This window comes from Dactylosporangium darangshiense (genome assembly GCF_039537565.1).
Lineage (GTDB): Bacteria > Actinomycetota > Actinomycetes > Mycobacteriales > Micromonosporaceae > Dactylosporangium > Dactylosporangium darangshiense.
Genome location: NZ_BAABAT010000007.1, coordinates 292,457 through 309,163 on the forward strand (window position 1 = coordinate 292,457; position 16,707 = coordinate 309,163).

18 protein-coding genes are annotated in these 16,707 nt (G+C 73.2%); 10 read left to right on the top strand and 8 right to left on the bottom strand.

The genetic code is table 11. The annotated features are described in order from the left end of the window. Positions 1-19: 19 nt before the first annotated feature. The 6 genes from ABD901_RS16925 to ABD901_RS16950 are packed head-to-tail and all read left to right on the top strand — an operon-like array spanning position 20 to position 4,872. A complete protein-coding gene (locus tag ABD901_RS16925) occupies positions 20-274 on the top strand; it encodes a hypothetical protein (RefSeq protein WP_345127813.1) in 255 nt (84 codons plus the stop codon). Continuing rightward, positions 271-1,455 (top strand): M28 family peptidase, encoded by a 1,185-nt coding sequence (locus ABD901_RS16930; RefSeq protein ID WP_345127814.1) that lies wholly within the window; start codon positions 271-273, stop codon positions 1,453-1,455. The genes ABD901_RS16925 and ABD901_RS16930 overlap by 4 nt, the downstream gene beginning before the upstream one ends. Before the next feature lie 12 nt (positions 1,456-1,467). Then, positions 1,468-1,797 (top strand): ArsR/SmtB family transcription factor, encoded by a 330-nt coding sequence (locus tag ABD901_RS16935; protein WP_345127815.1) that lies wholly within the window; start codon positions 1,468-1,470, stop codon positions 1,795-1,797. Continuing rightward, positions 1,794-2,294: a GNAT family N-acetyltransferase gene (locus tag ABD901_RS16940; RefSeq protein WP_345127816.1), complete on the top strand. Its 501-nt coding sequence runs from the start codon at positions 1,794-1,796 to the stop codon at positions 2,292-2,294. The genes ABD901_RS16935 and ABD901_RS16940 overlap by 4 nt, the downstream gene beginning before the upstream one ends. 12 nt (positions 2,295-2,306) lie before the next feature. Beyond that, positions 2,307-3,659 (top strand): FAD-dependent oxidoreductase, encoded by a 1,353-nt coding sequence (locus tag ABD901_RS16945; RefSeq protein ID WP_345127817.1) that lies wholly within the window; start codon positions 2,307-2,309, stop codon positions 3,657-3,659. Beyond that, positions 3,640-4,872: an MFS transporter gene (locus ABD901_RS16950; RefSeq protein ID WP_345127818.1), complete on the top strand. Its 1,233-nt coding sequence runs from the start codon at positions 3,640-3,642 to the stop codon at positions 4,870-4,872. Before ABD901_RS16945 ends, ABD901_RS16950 begins: the two co-directional genes overlap by 20 nt. A 14-nt stretch (positions 4,873-4,886) precedes the next feature. On the opposite strand, the gene lepB is transcribed toward ABD901_RS16950, so the two are convergent. The 4 genes from lepB to pdxR form a co-directional block, all read right to left on the bottom strand. Next, on the bottom strand, positions 4,887-5,639 hold the full coding sequence (gene lepB, locus ABD901_RS16955) for a signal peptidase I (protein ID WP_345127819.1): 753 nt from the start codon (positions 5,637-5,639) through the stop codon (positions 4,887-4,889). Then, complete coding sequence (locus ABD901_RS16960; RefSeq protein WP_345127820.1) at positions 5,636-6,151, bottom strand: SigE family RNA polymerase sigma factor; 516 nt, start codon at positions 6,149-6,151, stop codon at positions 5,636-5,638. Before ABD901_RS16960 ends, lepB begins: the two co-directional genes overlap by 4 nt. An 84-nt stretch (positions 6,152-6,235) precedes the next feature. After that, positions 6,236-6,661: an HIT family protein gene (locus ABD901_RS16965; RefSeq protein WP_345127821.1), complete on the bottom strand. Its 426-nt coding sequence runs from the start codon at positions 6,659-6,661 to the stop codon at positions 6,236-6,238. A 10-nt stretch (positions 6,662-6,671) separates the two neighbouring features. Further along, complete coding sequence (gene pdxR, locus ABD901_RS16970) at positions 6,672-8,090, bottom strand: MocR-like pyridoxine biosynthesis transcription factor PdxR (RefSeq protein ID WP_345127822.1); 1,419 nt, start codon at positions 8,088-8,090, stop codon at positions 6,672-6,674. Positions 8,091-8,136: 46 nt separating this feature from the next. Between pdxR and ABD901_RS16975 the strand changes: the two genes are divergently transcribed. After that, positions 8,137-9,423 carry an FAD-binding oxidoreductase gene (locus ABD901_RS16975; RefSeq protein ID WP_345127823.1) on the top strand — a complete coding sequence of 429 codons (1,287 nt, stop codon included), beginning with the start codon at positions 8,137-8,139 and terminating at the stop codon, positions 9,421-9,423. A 27-nt stretch (positions 9,424-9,450) separates the two neighbouring features. Here the strand turns inward: ABD901_RS16975 and ABD901_RS16980 are convergent, their stop codons facing one another. From ABD901_RS16980 to ABD901_RS16990, 3 genes are read right to left on the bottom strand one after another with little or no spacing between them, the layout of a single operon-like run. Beyond that, entirely contained in the window at positions 9,451-10,773 is a 1,323-nt protein-coding gene (locus tag ABD901_RS16980) for a Dyp-type peroxidase (RefSeq protein ID WP_345127824.1), read from the bottom strand. A 2-nt stretch (positions 10,774-10,775) separates the two neighbouring features. Then, positions 10,776-11,789 carry a hypothetical protein gene (locus tag ABD901_RS16985; RefSeq protein ID WP_345127825.1) on the bottom strand — a complete coding sequence of 338 codons (1,014 nt, stop codon included), beginning with the start codon at positions 11,787-11,789 and terminating at the stop codon, positions 10,776-10,778. A 7-nt stretch (positions 11,790-11,796) separates the two neighbouring features. Then, positions 11,797-12,330 carry a hypothetical protein gene (locus ABD901_RS16990; protein ID WP_345127826.1) on the bottom strand — a complete coding sequence of 178 codons (534 nt, stop codon included), beginning with the start codon at positions 12,328-12,330 and terminating at the stop codon, positions 11,797-11,799. A 267-nt stretch (positions 12,331-12,597) separates the two neighbouring features. Between ABD901_RS16990 and ABD901_RS16995 the strand changes: the two genes are divergently transcribed. Further along, positions 12,598-13,674, top strand: a complete 1,077-nt coding sequence (locus ABD901_RS16995) for an LLM class flavin-dependent oxidoreductase (protein WP_345127827.1) — start codon at positions 12,598-12,600, stop codon at positions 13,672-13,674. Next, positions 13,671-14,297: an FMN reductase gene (locus ABD901_RS17000; RefSeq protein WP_345127828.1), complete on the top strand. Its 627-nt coding sequence runs from the start codon at positions 13,671-13,673 to the stop codon at positions 14,295-14,297. Before ABD901_RS16995 ends, ABD901_RS17000 begins: the two co-directional genes overlap by 4 nt. Here the strand turns inward: ABD901_RS17000 and ABD901_RS17005 are convergent. Next, complete coding sequence (locus ABD901_RS17005; RefSeq protein ID WP_345127829.1) at positions 14,275-15,192, bottom strand: GNAT family N-acetyltransferase; 918 nt, start codon at positions 15,190-15,192, stop codon at positions 14,275-14,277. The two genes, ABD901_RS17000 and ABD901_RS17005, sit on opposite strands and share 23 nt — an antisense overlap. Positions 15,193-15,222: 30 nt before the next feature. Between ABD901_RS17005 and ABD901_RS17010 the strand changes: the two genes are divergently transcribed. Further along, complete coding sequence (locus ABD901_RS17010) at positions 15,223-16,467, top strand: MFS transporter (protein WP_345127830.1); 1,245 nt, start codon at positions 15,223-15,225, stop codon at positions 16,465-16,467. The last annotated feature ends 240 nt before the right edge of the window (positions 16,468-16,707 follow it).

Here is a 16,707-nt window from a genome sequence, read left to right on the forward strand (position 1 = left end):
TCGAGAAAAGGACCCGACCATGAGCGAGACCCACATCATCGAGCCGGCCGCCCCGACCGGCGGGTTCACGGGCGATCCCGCCGCCGCACTGACCGTCGCCGGCACCGGCGGCTGTTGCGGCAACCCGCCGGCGGCCACCCTCGCCCTGCCCGAGCCGGCCGCTGCCGGGGCGCCCTGCTGCGGCAGCGCCGCCGAAGCGACCGCAGCGGCATCCTGCTGCGGCAGCACGGCGAAGGCCGACGCGGTCGCCGCCGGCCAGAGCTGCTGCGGATGACCGCGACAGTGTCCGGCGAGCGGATGGCCGCGACCGTCGCGGCGCTGGCCGGCGACGAGTTCGCCGGGCGGCGGGTCGGCAGCGCGGGCGGGGCCGCCGCCCGCGCGTGGCTGGCCCGGCGGCTCGCCGAAGCCGGAGCCGAGGTGACCCAGGAGCCGTTCGACGTGCCGCATGTCCCCGAGGTCTACGCCGCGCCGGCCGTGCAGTGGTACGACGGCGAGCACCGTCGCCACCTCGCGTTCGGCCGGGAGGTGGCCCTGCACCTGGCCTCCGCCGACGAACCGCTGGTCCGCAGCGGCCCGCTCGCCGTGGCGGGGGCCGGCGATCCGGCCGGACGGTGGCTGGTCGTGCCGGCCGGGACGACGCCGCCCGGCGGCAACGGCGCCCTCGGCCTGCTCATGGGGCGCGGCGTCGACGCGGACGGGTGGCAGTACACGATGCTCGCCGGGCCGGAACCCGGACCGTTGCCGATCCTCACGCTCGACACCGCCACCCACGCCGCCGTGCTCCGCGCTGCCGAGGCGGGCGCCGGGTGGTTCGCCGGCAACGCGCCGATCCGGCGGATCGACGTGCGGGCCGCGAACGTCCACGGCCGGTGGCGGACCGCCGCCGGGGGTCCGGACCTGCTGCTCACCGCGCACTACGACGGCGTCGGCGACCACCCCGGGCTGCGGCAGCCGGCCGCCGCGGACAACGCCAGCGGCGTCGCCGTCGTCCTCGAGGCCGCGGCCGTCCTCGCCGAGACGCTCCCGGGCGACGTCGGGCTGGCGGTGGCGCTGCTCGACGGCGAGGAGGCCGGGGCGCTCGGCTCCGCACATCACGCCGGCCGGCTGCGGGCCGCCGGCGCGGCGCCGATCGTCATCAACGTAGACGGCGCGGGACATCTGCACGAGGCGGCGGCGGTGGAGGCCGGCGGGCCCGCCCACGCGCTGCTCGCCGCCCTCGACCAGGCCGGCCGGCACACGGGGCTGCCCCTGGTCGCCGGGCCGGTCGCGTCCGACAACCGCCGGTATGCCGCCGCGGGGTTCGCCGCGGTCGGCATCGGCGCGGGCATGGCCGGCTACCACAGTCCGGCCGACACGCCCGACCGGGTCGAGACGGCCACGCTGGAGGCCGTCGCGCGCCTGACCGTCGCCGCCGCCATGATGTACACTTCATCGTTGATCGGCGATAGACGATGAAGCTGGTGGATCATGGCCGAACTGCTCGAGCGGGCGACCGCGGAGACCTACGCCTCGTGGTTCCGGGCGCTCGCCGACCCGTCGCGGGTGCAGATCGTGGAGTACCTGGCCCGGCAGGGCCGGCCGATGAGCGTCGGGGAGCTCGTCACCGCGGTCGGGCTGGCGCAGTCGACGGTGTCGCAGCACCTGAAGATCCTCACCGAGGTCCGGTTCGTCCTGGTCGAGGCGGTCGGCACCGCCCGGCACTACCGGATCAACGAGCGGTGCATCGCGTGCTTCCCGTCCGCCGCCGACGTGGTCATGGGCCGCCCGGCCCCCGCACCGACGGGAGATTGTGCATGAGCGTGGTGATCCGCCCGATGACCGAGGCCGACGCGGAGGCGGTCCTCGCGATCTATCAGGCCGGGATGGACAGCGGCGATGCGAGCTTCGAGCACACCGCCCCCGACTGGGCCGCGTTCGACGCCGGCCGCCTGCCCGGGCACCGCTTCGTCGCCGTCGACGAGGCCGGCACCGTCCTCGGCTGGGTCGCCGTGTCCCCCGTCTCGGCGCGCGCGGTGTACGCGGGCGTCGTCGAACACTCCGTCTACGTCGACGCCGCCGCACAGGGCCGCGGCGTCGGCCGGGCGCTGCTCGACGCGCTCATCGCCTCCACCGAGGCGGACGGCATCTGGACGATCCAGTCCGGGGTGTTCCCGGAGAACGGCGCGAGCCTCGCCCTGCACCGCGCGGCCGGCTTCCGCGTCGTCGGCGTCCGCGAGCGCGTCGGCCGCCATTCCACTCAAGACAACCGCTGGCGCGACGTCGTCCTCCTCGAGCGTCGCAGCCCTCGCATTTAGGGGTACCGAACAATGTCTCTTCCCGTCGTCGTCATCGGCGCAGGCCCGGTCGGCCTGGCCGCCGCCGCACATCTCGCCGAGCGCGGGATCGCGTTCACCGTCCTCGAGGCCGGCGACCGGCCGGGCGCAACGGTCCGCCAATGGGGCCACGTCCGGCTGTTCTCTCCCTGGCGGTACAACATCGACGCCGCCGCCGGGCGGCTCCTGGCCGACGCCGGATGGGTCGAGCCCGATCCCGAGGTGCTGCCGACCGGTGCCCGGCTCGCGGACGAGTACCTGCAGCCCCTCGCCGACCTGCCCGCGCTCAAGCCGCACGTCCGCTACGGCGCCCGCGTCCGCGCCGTCACCCGCCTCGGCGTCGACCGGCTGCGCACCGCCGGCCGCGACACCGCGCCGTTCCTCGTCCGGCTCGACACCGGCGAGGACGTGCTCGCCCGGGCGGTGATCGACGCCTCGGGCACCTGGACCACCCCGAACGTCCTCGGCGCCTCCGGCATCCCCGCCCACGGCGAGGAGGCGATCGCCGCGTTCGTCGAGCCGGCGCTGCCCGACGTCCTCGGCGCCGACCGGGACCGGTTCGCCGGCCGCCGGACCCTCGTCGCCGGTGCCGGGCACTCCGCGGCGAACACGCTGCTGTTCCTGGCCGAGCTCGCCGCACAGGCCCCGGGCACGTCGGTCGTGTGGGCGATCCGCTCGGCAAGCGCGGCCCGCGCGTACGGCGGCGAGACCGAGGACGCGCTGCCGGCCCGCGGCGCGATCGGCACCCGCCTGCGCGAGCACGTCGAGGCCGGCACCGTCGAGCTCCTCACCGGCTTCGGCATCGAGTCCCTCTCCCCCACCGCCGACGGCCGGGTGACCGTGTCGGACGGCCGCCGGGCGACCACCGTGGACCGCATCGTGTCGGCGACCGGCTTCCGCCCCGACCACACCCTCGCCGCCGAACTGCGCCTCGACCTGGACCCGCTCCTGGGCTCGACCCGTGCCCTGGCGCCGCTCATCGACCCGAACGAGCACTCCTGCGGCACCGTCCCGCCGCACGGCGTGGACGAACTCGCGCACCCCGAGACCGGCTACTACGCCGTCGGCGTCAAGTCCTACGGGCGCGCTCCGACGTTCCTGCTCGCCACCGGCTACGAGCAGGCGCGCTCCGTCGTCGCCGCGCTGGCCGGCGACTGGGCGGCCGCCCGTGACGTCCGGCTCGACCTGCCCGAGACCGGCGTCTGCAGCAGCAACGTGCCGCTCGACGCCACCGCCATCACCGGCGGCGGCTGCTGCGGCCCCGCCCCGGCCTCCGCGGCGCTGACGCTGCTGCCCGTGCTCGGCATCGGCGACGAACAGCGCGCCGGTGACGCCTGCTGCAGCTGACGGCCGGACGGGCGCCGGCGCACCCGCCTTCCACGGGTGGCGGATCGTCGCCGCGTTCGCCGTCACGCAGACCGTGGGGTACGGCTGCCTCTACTACGCCTTCGCCGTCCTGCTCCGCCCGATGGCCGCGGGCCTGGGCACCAGCCCGGCCGCGGTCACCGGCGCGCTGCTGGCGTGGGCCGCCGCCGCGATCCCGGTCGGGCGGTGGCTGGATCGGCACGGCGGCCGTGCCCTCATGACCGCGGGTTCCCTCGCCGGCGCCGCGCTCCTCGTGGCCTGGTCCCGGGTCGAGGCGCTGTGGCAGCTCTACGCCGTGTTCGCCGGGCTCGGCGTGGCGATGTCGATGGCGCTGTACGACGCCGCGACCGCCGTCCTCGTCACCTGGTTCGACGCCGGTCAACGGCCGAAGGCGATCCTGGCCATGATCGTCGTGGCCGGGTTCGCCTCCACCATCTTCATGCCGCTGACCGGCCTGCTGGAGCAGCGATACGGGTGGCGCACGACGCTGCTCGCCCTCGCCGCCCTGTACGCGGCCGTCGCCGTGCCGCTGCACGCCACCGTCGTCCGCGCGCCGGCGACGCGGCACGGCAACGCGCCCCGCCCCGGCCACCCGGACCGCGCCGCCGCGGTCCGGGCGGCCCGCCGCGACGCCCGCTTCTGGTGGCTGGCCGCCGCGTTCGTCGCCCACAGCGCCGCCATGAGCGCCATGACGGTCCACCTCGTCGGCTTCCTGGCCGGCCGCGGCCACCCGCCGACCTTCGCCGCCACCGTCGCCGGCCTGCTCGGCGTGCTGTCGGTGACCGGCCGCCTGCTCCTCACCGGCGCCGGCCGGCGCCGGCCGCTGACCACGCTCGTCGCCGGCGTCTTCGCCGTCCAGGCCACCGCCGCGGCCGCCCTGCCGCTGATCGCGTCCAGCCGGTTCGGGGCCGTGGCCGGGGTGGTCGCCTTCGGCATCGGCTTCGGCGTCGCATCCCTGGCGGCGCCGGCGCTGCTCGCCGAGCGGTACGGCACCGCGGCCTACGCCACCATCGCCGGCACCCTCAACACCCCGGTCACCCTGGCCAAGGCCGCCGCACCGCTGGCCGCCGCGGCCCTGTCGACCGTCGCCGGCGAGACAGCCACCCTCCTGGCCGTCGCCGCCGCCTGCGCTCTGGCCGCACTCGGCATCACGGCCGCTGCCGGAACGTCCTGTCGCGGCACGCGCCCACGCTGACGAGCCAACGGAACCTATCGCGGCGTTGCGACCCCTGCCGGTGGAACCTGTCCGGCCGGATCGACGTTGTCCCGGTCGCCGGGGCCGGGGTGAGCCGGGGCGCCCGGAACGGCCCGGACCTTCCCACTGCGGTCCTCGATCTGCACCGCCACGCCGGTCAGGTCGGCGAGCCTGACCGGGCCGATGAACCGGGAGTCGTTCGCGGCAGCACGATTGTCGCCGAGGAGGAAGATCATGTGATCCGGCACCGTGCCGGCGGGGAACGGGTCGGTGACCGTCGCGCCGAGGTACGGCTCGGGCACGCGTGCTCCGTTGCGCTCGACCGCGTCGCATTGCCCGGTCGGGCCGGCAGGGCACCCGATCGTGTCGCCGGGGAGGCCGACGACCCGCAGCATGGCGTCGTACGTGTCACCGTCACGGGTGAGGTGCACGATGACGACGTCGCCGCGGGCGGGTGCCAGTTTCTTGTTGAGTACGACGCGTTCTCCCACGTGCACGGTGGGCTCCATGGCGGCGCTCGGTTGGGTGACGGTGACGTAGTCGCTCCGGCCGAGCAGGGTCGCCGCTGCCAGCGTGGTCACCATCACGAGACCACCGCCGACGCCGGCCGCGACCTTGCCCAGGCGCCGTGCGCGTCGCTGGCGGCGGGCGCGGTCGAGGACCACCCGGGCCAGGTCGGGGCGGGCGTGCACCGTCGGCGCGGCCGCCGTCGCCAGCCTGCGCAGTTCCTCGGCCGGTCCGTGCAGCGAGGGCTGGATCGTGTTCATCGCGTCGTCTCCTCTGCGGAGGCAAGGGAAGATTCCAGGGCGATTCGGACCTTGTCCAGTCCGCGCGCGAGGTTGCTTTTGACGGTTCCCGGCGAGCACTGCATGACGGCGGCCGTCTCCGCTTCGCTCAGCCCGTCGACAACGCGCAGCACGACAGTGACCCTTTGCCGCGGCGGGAGGACGGCCAGGAGCTGGTCGAGGTGCGCCCGCGCCGCGATCGCCTCAGCGTGATCGGGCCCGGCGGTCGGCAGATCCGGGTCGGCCTGCACCGGGACGGGGACGAGGTGGCTGCGCCGGCCCCGGTCCTTCGCGAGATTCACGAGGGTGGCCCGGACGTAGGCTTCCGGGGAACCCAGCTGCCTCGACCAGTGCCTGGTCAGCCGCATCAGGGCGGTCTGCAGGAGATCCTCGGCCTCGGCGGCGTCCGACACGAGCAACCGCGCAAACCGCAGCAGCCGGTCTGCATGGGCATCCACGAACTCCGTGAAGGCCTGCTCCTCTGAGGGGGTCACACCTACCACAACGAGACGTGTTCCAAAGGCGTTGCATGCCGCGGCCGTTTTCCGGACGGCACCACCCGCTCGGCCGCCAGGTCCCTAGGCGGGGACGACGGCCCCGTGGCCGAGGGCGCGTAGCGCGTCGCGGATGCGGGTGGCGGCCTCGTCCAGCGCCGCCGGGTCGGGGTGGTGGTCGGCGCGGCCGAAGTCGAAGTCGGCCATGCCCCAGCTCGGGAAGACGTGCAGGTGCAGGTGGGGCACCTCGAAGCCGGCGACGACCAGGCCCACCCGCGGCGCGTCCCACGCGCGCTGGACGGCCTTGCCGATGTGCTGTGCCACGGCCGTGCAGCGGGCGAGCAGGTCCTCGTCGGCCGTCGTCCACTGGTCCACCTCGCGGCGCGGCACGACCAGCGTGTGGCCCGGGCTCAGCGGCGCGATGCTCAGGAACGCGGCGACGTCGTCGTCCTGCCACACGAACCGGCCGGGCAGCTCGCCGTCGAGGATCTTCGTGAAGACGCTGGCCATGCGCGCAACCCTACGGCAGCGCCCCGGCCAGCAGCGCCACGCCCTCGTCGATGGCGCGCTCGCTCAGCGACGCGTACCCGAAGATGAGCCCCTGCGGCCCCGGCCCGTGCAGGCGATAGCCGCGCAGCCCGTACACCCCGACGCCGACCGACGCCGCCGCCCGCTCGACGGCCTCCTCGGTCAACCCCGCCGGCAGCCACGCGACGAGGTGCTGCCCGGCGGCGACCCCGACGGGCCGGAACCGCGGCAGGTGCCGGCCGAGCGCCGCCAGCAGCGCGTCGCGCCGCCGCCGGTACAGCGGCCGCATCCGGCGCAGGTGCCGGTCGAGCTCGCCGGCGGCGAGGAAGTCGGCGAGCGCGAGCTGGTCGATGGCCGGCGACCCGCGGTCGGCGAGCACCTTCGCCGCGACGACGGGCGCGACGAGCCGCCGGGGCAGCAGCATCCACCCCAGCCGCAGCCCGGGCGCGAGGGTCTTGCTGGCCGACCCGACGTACGCCACCCGGTCCGGCGCCAGCCCTTGCATCGCCCCGATCGCGGCCCGGTCATAGCGGTACTCGGCGTCGTAGTCGTCCTCGACCACCAGCGCACCGGTCCGCTGCGCCCACCGCACCACCCCGGCGCGCGCCTCCGCGGACAGCACCCCGCCGGTCGGCCACTGGTGCGACGGCGTCAGCACGAGCGCCTCGGCCTCGACGGCGTCGAGCGCACCCACGTCGATCCCGTGCTCCCCGACCGGCACCCCCACCAGCCCGAACCCCGCCGCCCGCGCGAGCGGCCACACGTCGTCGTTGCCGGAGGGGTCCTCGACGGCGATCGCCCGCCGCGCACCCGTCTCGGCGCCGAGCACGCTCACGATGAGGGCCACGGCCTGCGCGTACCCCGCGCACACCACGATGTCGTCGGGGTCTGCGACGGTGCCGCGGACCCGGTTCAGATACGCGGCGAGCGCCGCGCGCAGACGTTGGTCACCTTGGCCGCTGGTGTACCCGAAGTGCTCCGACGGCGCCTCGGTGAGCACCTTGCGCAGGGACCGCAGCCAGGCCGCCCGCGGAAACTGCGACACATCGGTGCGCCCGTACCCGAAGTCCACGACGGACGCGGCGCGCTTCGGCGCCGGCGCAGGCCTGGCGACCGGCGCCGCCTCGGGCCCGGCGCTCACCCGCGTGTACCCGCCGGCCTGACTGGTCAGGTACCCCTCGGCGACGAGCTGCTCGTACGCCGCCACGACCACCCCGCGCGACACCCCGAGCTCGGCCGCCAGCACCCGCGTCGGCGGCAGCGAGCTGCCCACCTCCAGGCGCCCTTCGCGCACCGCCGCCCGGATCGCCCGCTCGATCTGCCGGTGCAGCGGCCCGCTGCTGTCCCGTTCGAGCGCCACCAGATGCAGGTCGGTCGCGGCCGTCCCCGGATTGGTCCTGGTCTTGGGCATGGAATCGGACCTCTCATGCAGTACCAAATCCAATGATGCTTTGACTATGACGACGACGGCGCAGAACCTCAACCTGCTGAGCGCGGGCGACCCGGGTTACGACGAGGCCCGCACGATCTGGAACGCCATGGTGGACCGCCGCCCCGAGCTGATCGTCCGCGCGTCGAGCACGCAGGACGTGGTCGCCGCGGTCCGCCTGTCCCGCGAGCACAACCTGGAGCTGGGCGTGCGCTGCGGCGGCCACAACGCGGCCGGTTTCGCGGTCCCCGACGGCGGCCTGATGCTCGACCTCACCCCGATGTCCGCGGTCCGGGTGGACCCCGCGACCCGCACCGCACGGGTCCAGGGCGGCGCCCTGCTGGGCGCCCTGGACCGAGCGTCGCAGTCGTTCGGCCTGGCCACAACGGCCGGCAACGTCTCACACACCGGCGTCGGCGGCCTGACGCTGGGCGGCGGCATGGGCTGGCTGGCCCGCCAGTACGGTTTGGCCTGCGACAACGTCTCGGCGTACCGCATCGTCACCGCGGACGGCTCGGTCCTTCGCGCCACCGCGACCGAGCACCCCGACCTGTTCTGGGGCCTGCGGGGCGGCGGCGGCAACTTCGGCGTGGTCACCGAGTTCGAGTTCCGTCTGCACCCGGTCGGCACGCGCGCCCTGGTCGCTTCGTACACCGTGTCCCCCGCAGATGCCGCGTCCGCGATGCGCACCTGGCGCGACCTGGCCATGACGGCCCCGCGCCAGGCGACGCTCGATGCGTCCTCGCCCGGCGACGGCTCGGTGCATCTCGGCTTCGTGTGGGTCGGCCCCGGTTCGCCGTCCGCTCTCCTCGCCGAGATGCCCTCCGCCCGGGTGACCGAGATGTCGTACCTGCACCTGCAGACCCGCGACGACACGACCAGCGGGCACGCGTACCGCCGCTACTCGAAGGGCCACTACCTGCGCGCCCTGCCCGACGCGGCGATCGAGTCCTTCCTCGCGCCGGGCCCGGCGTCACGCAGCCTGCAGGCGTACGGCGGCGCGATCGCCGACGTCGCTGCCGAGGCCACGGCCTTCGCGCACCGCGACACCCAGTTCGAGTACGTCACCGGCATGCGCTGGAGCGACCCCGCCGAGGACGAGCCCCGCATGTCCGCGGCCCGCACCGCCGCCGCCGCTCTTACGCCGTACGCCACGGGTGTCTACGTCAACATGCTGAGCGACGAGGGGGAGGCCGGCGTGCGGCGCGCTTACCCGGAGGCGCAGCTGGCCCGGTTGACCGCGGTGAAGGATGCCTACGACCCGGACAACGTCTTCCACTTGAACCACAACATCCGCCCGAGCGAGCGCCCCTGACCCACCAGGGGTACGGCTTCGGCCCGGTCAGTCGGTCTGCTCGCCGAGCCAGCGCAGCGCAGTGAGGCTGGGCAGGAAGGCGTACTCGCCGCCGCGGGTGGTGACAAACCTCGGTACGCCTCGCAGCCTGCGGCGGACCGGACGGCGGGGAATGGTGTAGTCGCCCGGGCCGTCGCCGGTAGCGGCGATCGGGTCACGAGCGTCACCGGCACCGAAGAAGACGCCGTCGTTGAGCCACTGAGTCTGGGCGAACTCGAACTGGCGGCCGAGGTGGGCGCCGACGAACGTGAACATCAGCCCGCGGTCGCCGCCGTCGTCGTCGAGGACGCCGTCGGGCAACAGCGGCCCGTACGCGGCGCCGCGGCGGATCATGCGGTGCAGGCGTGGCTCGCCGGCGACGGCCGAGTCGCGCGGGTTGGCGCGGCGGATGTGGCAACCGCCCGGGGTGGTGAACCCGTCCGGATCATCGCTGCCGAACAGGAAGGCGTTGTTGCGGCTGCGGTCGGCGCCCAACGCCGGGTCGTCGCGCTCGGGTGCCAGCGCGAGCGGGGCACCGCTGCGCCACCGGCCCATGACCTTGGCAGCGAGCAGTTCCTCGTCGTTGCCGCCGGTGGAGTTGTCCCGCAGGAACCTGCGGAACGCGGCGACATCCTGGCGCAGCTTGCGGAAGGCGACGTAGCTGCCGTTGCGGCCGAGGACGTCAGGCGTGGTGGTCTGCACGCCGCCGAGCTCATCGGGGTAGCCGAGGACGAACTCGCCGGCCTTGAGGGGCTGCTCGAGTGGGTTCGAACCGGGGATGCCGCTGCCCTCGACAGCGGGGTGGCTGATGCCGTCACGGTAGCCGAACGGCTCGGCCTCCGTCGGCAGGGCGTGACAGTCCTGCCGCCAGATCGCGGTGACCCCGGCCAGCTGCTCATACGCGGGCCGGGCCCGGTCGATCGCGGCCTCCAGCAGCGCCGTGTCCGGCGCCACGGCGGCCAGCACGACGTGCACGTCCGGTGAGCCGAGCGGCGGTTCCCAGCGCTCGGGGCCGCTGGACCCGGTGTCGCCCAACGCAATGGCGCGCGCGGCCATGCCCTGACGGAACTCCCACGCCATCGAGTCCCACGACTCCTGCGGCACCCCCAGCGCCCGAAGTCCATGGCCGGTGACAGCGAGGCTGACCCAGGTCTCACCGAGCGGGCTGACGCCGTCGGCGGCGGAGGTCACCACGGCCGCGGCACGACGCATCAACTCGCGGCCGTCGGCACGGGTGTCGATCCGGAACACGAGGTGCGTCGCCGCGTACGGCGAGGGGCGTGGGCTGAGCACGCCGCGCTGGATGTCGTGCAGGTCCACGTCTGCGCCCACCGCTACCTGGTGACGACGTTGCGCCAGAAGTTGCGCAGGCTCTCGTCGGCGCCGAACAGCGTGCTGAAGATCGTCGAGTCGGCCATGAGGATGTCGCCGGCGCGCCGGCCCGTCGCAGGCAGCCACAGAAACATGTTGAACTCGGTGTTGCCGGCCTCGGTGAACGGGTGCGGCCGGGACAGGTCGATCGGCTGGCGGCCAAGCACCCGCACCGCCTGCTCGGCGTCGGTGGTGATCGCGTAGTGCGGCAGGTGCATGTGGAAGTTGAAGCTTGTCACCCCGGTCAGCCAGCCAAGGGTGTCGAGATCCCGGTTGATCGACAGCGGGGCGATCCTCCCCGGCGCGGCCACGGCCGGGCGCAACCCGTACAGGTTCTGCACCGGCACGCCGAGGCCCTCCATCAGCGAACGGGTGTAGCGGCCGAAGCGCTGCTGGCGCGGCACGAGCGCATCGCCGTGGTGGTGAAACTCCATGTCACGCACGGTGAGGTCGTCGTCGGCGCCAACGTCGTGGTGCGGGCCCAGCACCAGGCGGGTGCCCTCGCGGTCGACCCACGCGCGTACCGCGTCGACCTCCTCGGCGGTGGCCTCCTGCCCGGTGACCATGTGGTCCAGGCCGAACACGAACAGCGTGTCGGTGTCAGCCAGCACCCGCTCGTCCAGGGGCGTGACGAATCCGGCCTGGTCGACGCGCTGGTATACCGCCACCGGGTGCCCCGTGGTCTCGGCGGCGAAGGCCTGGAACGGCGCCCACGCCCAGAAGAACAGTTCGAGTGACCCGGCAATGCCCTGCTGGAACCGCATCGGATCAGCGAACTTCGGATCCTCGTAGGCGGGCCAGGTCACCCGGCGCACCTCGGTCATCGTGGAAAACCGATTGTCCAGCTCCCGCGGGTCGTGCCCGGCTTCGGCGGGATAGCTCCACGTCACGTAGATGCTCACCCGGCGCCGGCCGGGCGTGTCCGGTCGCGGTTGGTGTCTGGTGTTGTAGACCCGCGCGTTGGGCTGGTCGGTCATCGGGTCCTCATTGGAGCTGGTCGAGCATCTCGGACAGGGCATGCTTGATCCGCAATGCCTTCTTGATCTCGTCGGCGGTGACGTACGGGTACTCGCCGTATTCGACGAAGCTCGGGCACTGGTGCGCACGCACGAACCGGACGAACGCCTCCGGGTTGATCCGCCAGTCCTCCGGGAACCCCTCGAGGTTCTCGAACGCCGTGCTCACCCCGGACTTCGTGAACAGCGCGACGGCGTCCTCGGTGTACTTGTCGAAATCGGTGTCGAAGATGCCCTGGTACATGAACCTGGTGTCATCGTCGAACAGCACCCACCGCAGGTAGTGCAGCTTCAGCGGCGCCAGCAGGTACGGGTCGGCCTCCAGGGCCGCGGCCAGGGTGCCGCCGTACTCACGGATCACGTCCGCCCGGCCGGGCTTCACCTTTGCGATGATCGTGAATCCGTAGCAGGCCGGCGTGCGCGGGAAGACCGGACCGTACTTGCCCTGCTGCAGGTGGCTGGTGTCCTTCGGGATCACCATCGCCGCAGGCTTGATCTCCATGCACCGCTCCATCGCCAAGCAGGCGACGAGGGCCGGCTCACCGGTCCCGCCTGCAACGTGAACGGCCGTTCTTCCCGCACGCAACATGTCCGAAACCCGGAGTGAGGAGTGTTGTGTCGGCGCGACGCGCGAGAAATGGGGGGATGGGGTAGTAACGAACACTGACTGTTCACTCGCGGAATGTTTGAGAGAGCAGCTATGTTGTAGCGCGCGGAAGGCCGGGGAAGGTCAGGGAACCCGGGGAGACAGAAGAGGTGGGCGGTTCAGATGCAGTTCGGGGTGTTCACCGTCGGTGACGTTACGCAGGACCCCACCAACGGGCGGGTGCCGAGCGACGCTGAGCGGGTCAAGGCGATGATGGCCATCGCGCTCAAGGCCGAAGAGGTCGGGCTTGACGTCTTCGCGCTCGGGGAGCATCACAACCCGCCGTTCGTGCCGTCCTCGCCGACGACGATGCTGGGGTGGGTCGCGGCCCGGACCACGAAGCTCCAGCTTTCCACCGCTACCACGCTGATCACGACCAATGACCCGGTCAAGATCGCCGAGGACTACGCGATGTTGCAGCACCTGGCCGATGGGCGGGTGGATCTCATGCTGGGGCGCGGGAACACCGGGCCGGTGTACCCGTGGTTCGGGCAGGACATCCGCCAGGGGGTGGCCCTCGCCGTCGAGAACTACGCGCTGCTGCGCAGGCTGTGGCGGGAAGATGTCGTGGACTGGGAGGGGCAGTTCCGCACGCCGCTGCAGGGGTTCACGGCCACGCCGCGGCCGCTCGACGGGGTGCCGCCGTTCGTGTGGCACGGGTCCATCCGGACGCCCGAGATCGCGCAGCAGGCCGCGTACTACGGCGACGGGTTCTTCGCCAACCACATCTTCTGGCCCAAGGAGCACACGCAGAAGATGGTGGGGCTGTACCGGCGGCTGTTCGAGCACTACGGGCACGGGTCGGCCGACCAGGCCATCGTCGGGCTGGGCGGGCAGGTGTTCATGCGCAAGAACTCGCAGGATGCCAAGAACGAGTTCCGGCCCTACTTCGACAACGCGCCCGTCTACGGGCACGGGCCCTCGCTGGAAGACTTCAGCGAGCAGACGCCGCTGACCGTCGGCAGCCCGCAGGAAGTGATCGACCGGACGCTCGGCTTCCGCGAGTACGTCGGGGACTACCAGCGGCAGCTGTTCCTCGTCGACCACGCCGGGCTGCCGCTCAAGACGGTGCTCGAGCAGCTCGACATCCTCGGCGAGGAGGTCGTGCCGGTGCTGCGCAAGGAGTTCGCGATCGGGCGGCCCGCCCACGTGCCGGACGCACCTACCCACGAGTCGCTCAAGGAGAAGGTGGACGCGTGATGACCCGGTCGATCGTGGCGATCTCCGCGGGGCTGAGCCAGCCGTCGTCCACCAGGCTGCTGGCCGACCGGCTCACCGCGGCCATCGCCAAGAAGCTGGATGCCGACGTGCAGACGTTCGAGCTGCGTGACGTGGCTCATGACATCACCGACAACCTGCTCACCGGGTTTCCGTCGCCGGCGCTCAAAACCGTCATCGACGCGATCGAGCGAGCCGACGGGCTGGTCGCGGTGTCGCCGATCTTCAACGCGTCGTACAACGGGCTGTTCAAGTCGTTCTTCGACGTGCTCGGGGACGACGTGCTGCGGGACAAGCCGGTGCTGCTCGGGGCGACCGGCGGCACCGCGCGGCACTCGCTCGCACTCGAGCACGCGCTGCGGCCGATGTTCGCCTACCTGCACGCGGTGGTGGCGCCGACCACGGTGTTCGCCGCCACCGAGGACTGGGCGGCCGGCGGGAACAACGCGCTGCCCGAGCGGATCGAGCGCGCGGGTGCGGAACTCGCGGCGCTCGTGGCGGCCCGGGAGCCGGTCGAGGTGAAGGACCCGTTCGACCTGTCGCCGTCGTTCGAGGACCTGCTCGGCGGTCAGGGGCGCACGGTCACGAACGACCTGCGCCTGTAGTCATGATCCAGACGGGGAGGTCGTCGACGTACACGTGCTCGGCGACCTCGAAGCCCGCCGAGCGGTAGATGTCGACGTTGCGCGGGTTCGACGTCTCCAGGTAGGCGGGCAGGGCGTCGGCCGCCGCGCGCTGCAGGCCGGCCGTCATGACCGACCGGCCCAGGCGACGGCCGCGGTGGTCGGGATGGGTCGCGAGCACGCCGAGGTACCAATGCGGGATCTTCGGCATCTTGGCGTGCACGACGGCCTGGTATCGGCCGAAGCGGCCGGGCTGCGGCGGGTGCTCGACACCGTCGCGCGACGGCGTCCGCGGCGGGTCCCACATCGCGACCGCGGCGCCGCCGTCGGCGATCCACACCGTGCCGTGGCCGACGCGCAGGTCGAACAGGTGCCCGGCCATGGCGGCGGCCTCGGCGGGGTAGGTCTCGTCGTCGGGCAGGAACCAGCGCACGGCCGGGTCCTGGGCGAACGCGGCCACGAACGTGGCCACGGCGGCCTCGCGGTCGGCGGGCGTGGCCACGGCGGTTACAGGCGTCACGGCGCTGGTCACTTTCGACAGGTACGCATCAATGGCGTCGCGGTTGCGGGACAGGCACGCGATCCGGGAGTCCATGCGGTCGCGCTCGTGGCGCAGCAGCTCCACGACCTCGGGACCCGGGTCGGAGATCGTGATGCTACAAGGGCTGTCCAGGCACGGCAGCACGTTTTTGATGAGGCGGGTCGGCAGGCCGGCCTCGAGCAGGCCGCGGATCTGCTGCACGCGGTCGACGAGGTGCGGGCCGTAGTCGCGGTAGCCGTTGTCGAGCCGGGCCGGGGTGAGCAGGCCCTGCTCCTCGTAGTACCGCAGCAGCCGGGCCGGGGTGCCGGTGCGCGCGGAAAGCTCGCCGATGCGCATTGACCTTCACACTAATGTGAGGGTCCGACGATGACGAGCGTGATTCTCGCCCTGCTCTCCGCGGCGCAGTTCCTGCTCGCCCTGGACTACTCGATCGTGTACGTCGCGCTGCCCGGGATCGCCCGCGACCTGGACCTCGACATCGCCGCCGCGCAGTGGGTGGTGAGCGCGTACGCGGTGCCCTTCGCCGGGTTCCTGCTGCTCGGCGGGCGCCTCGCCGACCGGGTCGGGCCGGGGCGGCTGTTCCTCGGCGCGACCCTGCTCTTCGGCGCCGCGTGCGCGGCCGGCGGGCTGGCCGGAGGCGGCGCGACGCTGCTGGCCGCCCGCGGCGTGCAGGGCATGGCGGCGGCGCTGCTGCAGCCGGCGATCCTCGGGCTGATCGGGGCCCGGTTCCCGGCCGGGCCGGCCCGCACCCGGGCGCTGTCGGTATGGGGCGCGGTCGGGGCGTCGGGGCTGGCCGCCGGCGTCGTGCTGGGCGGGGTCCTCACGCGGTACAACTGGCGCTGGACCTTCCTCGTCAACGTCCCCGTCGCCGTGGCCTGCGCGGCCGGCGCCGCCGTATGGCTGCTCTCCGCCGGCCGTGACGCCCGGCCCGATCCCGGCCCGGTCTCCCCCGCGCTGCTCGGCACGGGGGCGGCCTTCGGCGCATCGCTGGGGCTGACGCTCAACAACCGGCTCGGCTGGGCCCTGGTCGCGGTCGCCGCGGTGCTGCTGGTGCTGACCCGGCCCCCACGCCCGCGCTCGCTGCGCATCGGCGCCGCCGCCGCCGCCCTGTACATGGCCAGCGTCGGCTCGGAGTTCTACGTGGTCACGCTCATGCTGCAGGACCGCGACGGGTACTCCCCGCTGCGCGCCGGGCTCGCCTTCGTGCCCCTGGCCGCGATGCTCACGGTCGGCAGCTCGCTCACCGACCGCCTCGTGCGCCGCCTCGGCGCGACCCGCACGCTCTCGGGCGGGTTCGCGCTGGCCGCGCTCGGGCTGGCCTGGCTCGCCGTCACCGCCCGACCGGCGCTGCCCGCGCTGCTCATCAGCGGGCTGGCGCACGGGATCGTGTACACGTCGATGTTCAACGTCGGCGCGAGCGACGTGCCGGCGGAGCGGCAGTCCTCGGCGGGTGCGGTGATGACCACGGCGCAGTACCTCGCCGGCGCCGTCGCGATCGCCGCGCTGACCCTGCCACTGCGTAACAGCGCCTACTCGGCCGCGTTCTGGGCCACGGCCGCGGCGGCGGCCGCCGGAGCGCTGGTGGCGCTCCGGCGGCCGGCCACAGCATGACTGAGCCGTGTTTCGTAAGTGGCGCGGGTGGGGGTTGGTGGTGGTTGCTGTTGGGTCGATAAAGTGCCGTTCGTGGCAGTAGTGGCCGGTGTTCGTCGGCGTGGTCCGAACCGGGCTGCCGCGTGGAGCTATGACGGTCCGGTGTCGGTGTTGCGGCTGCCGCTTGATGTACATGATCCGCAGACGCGGCGGCATGTGGAGCGGGTGTTTTCGGCGGCGTTCGCGGTCCGTCGGGCGGTG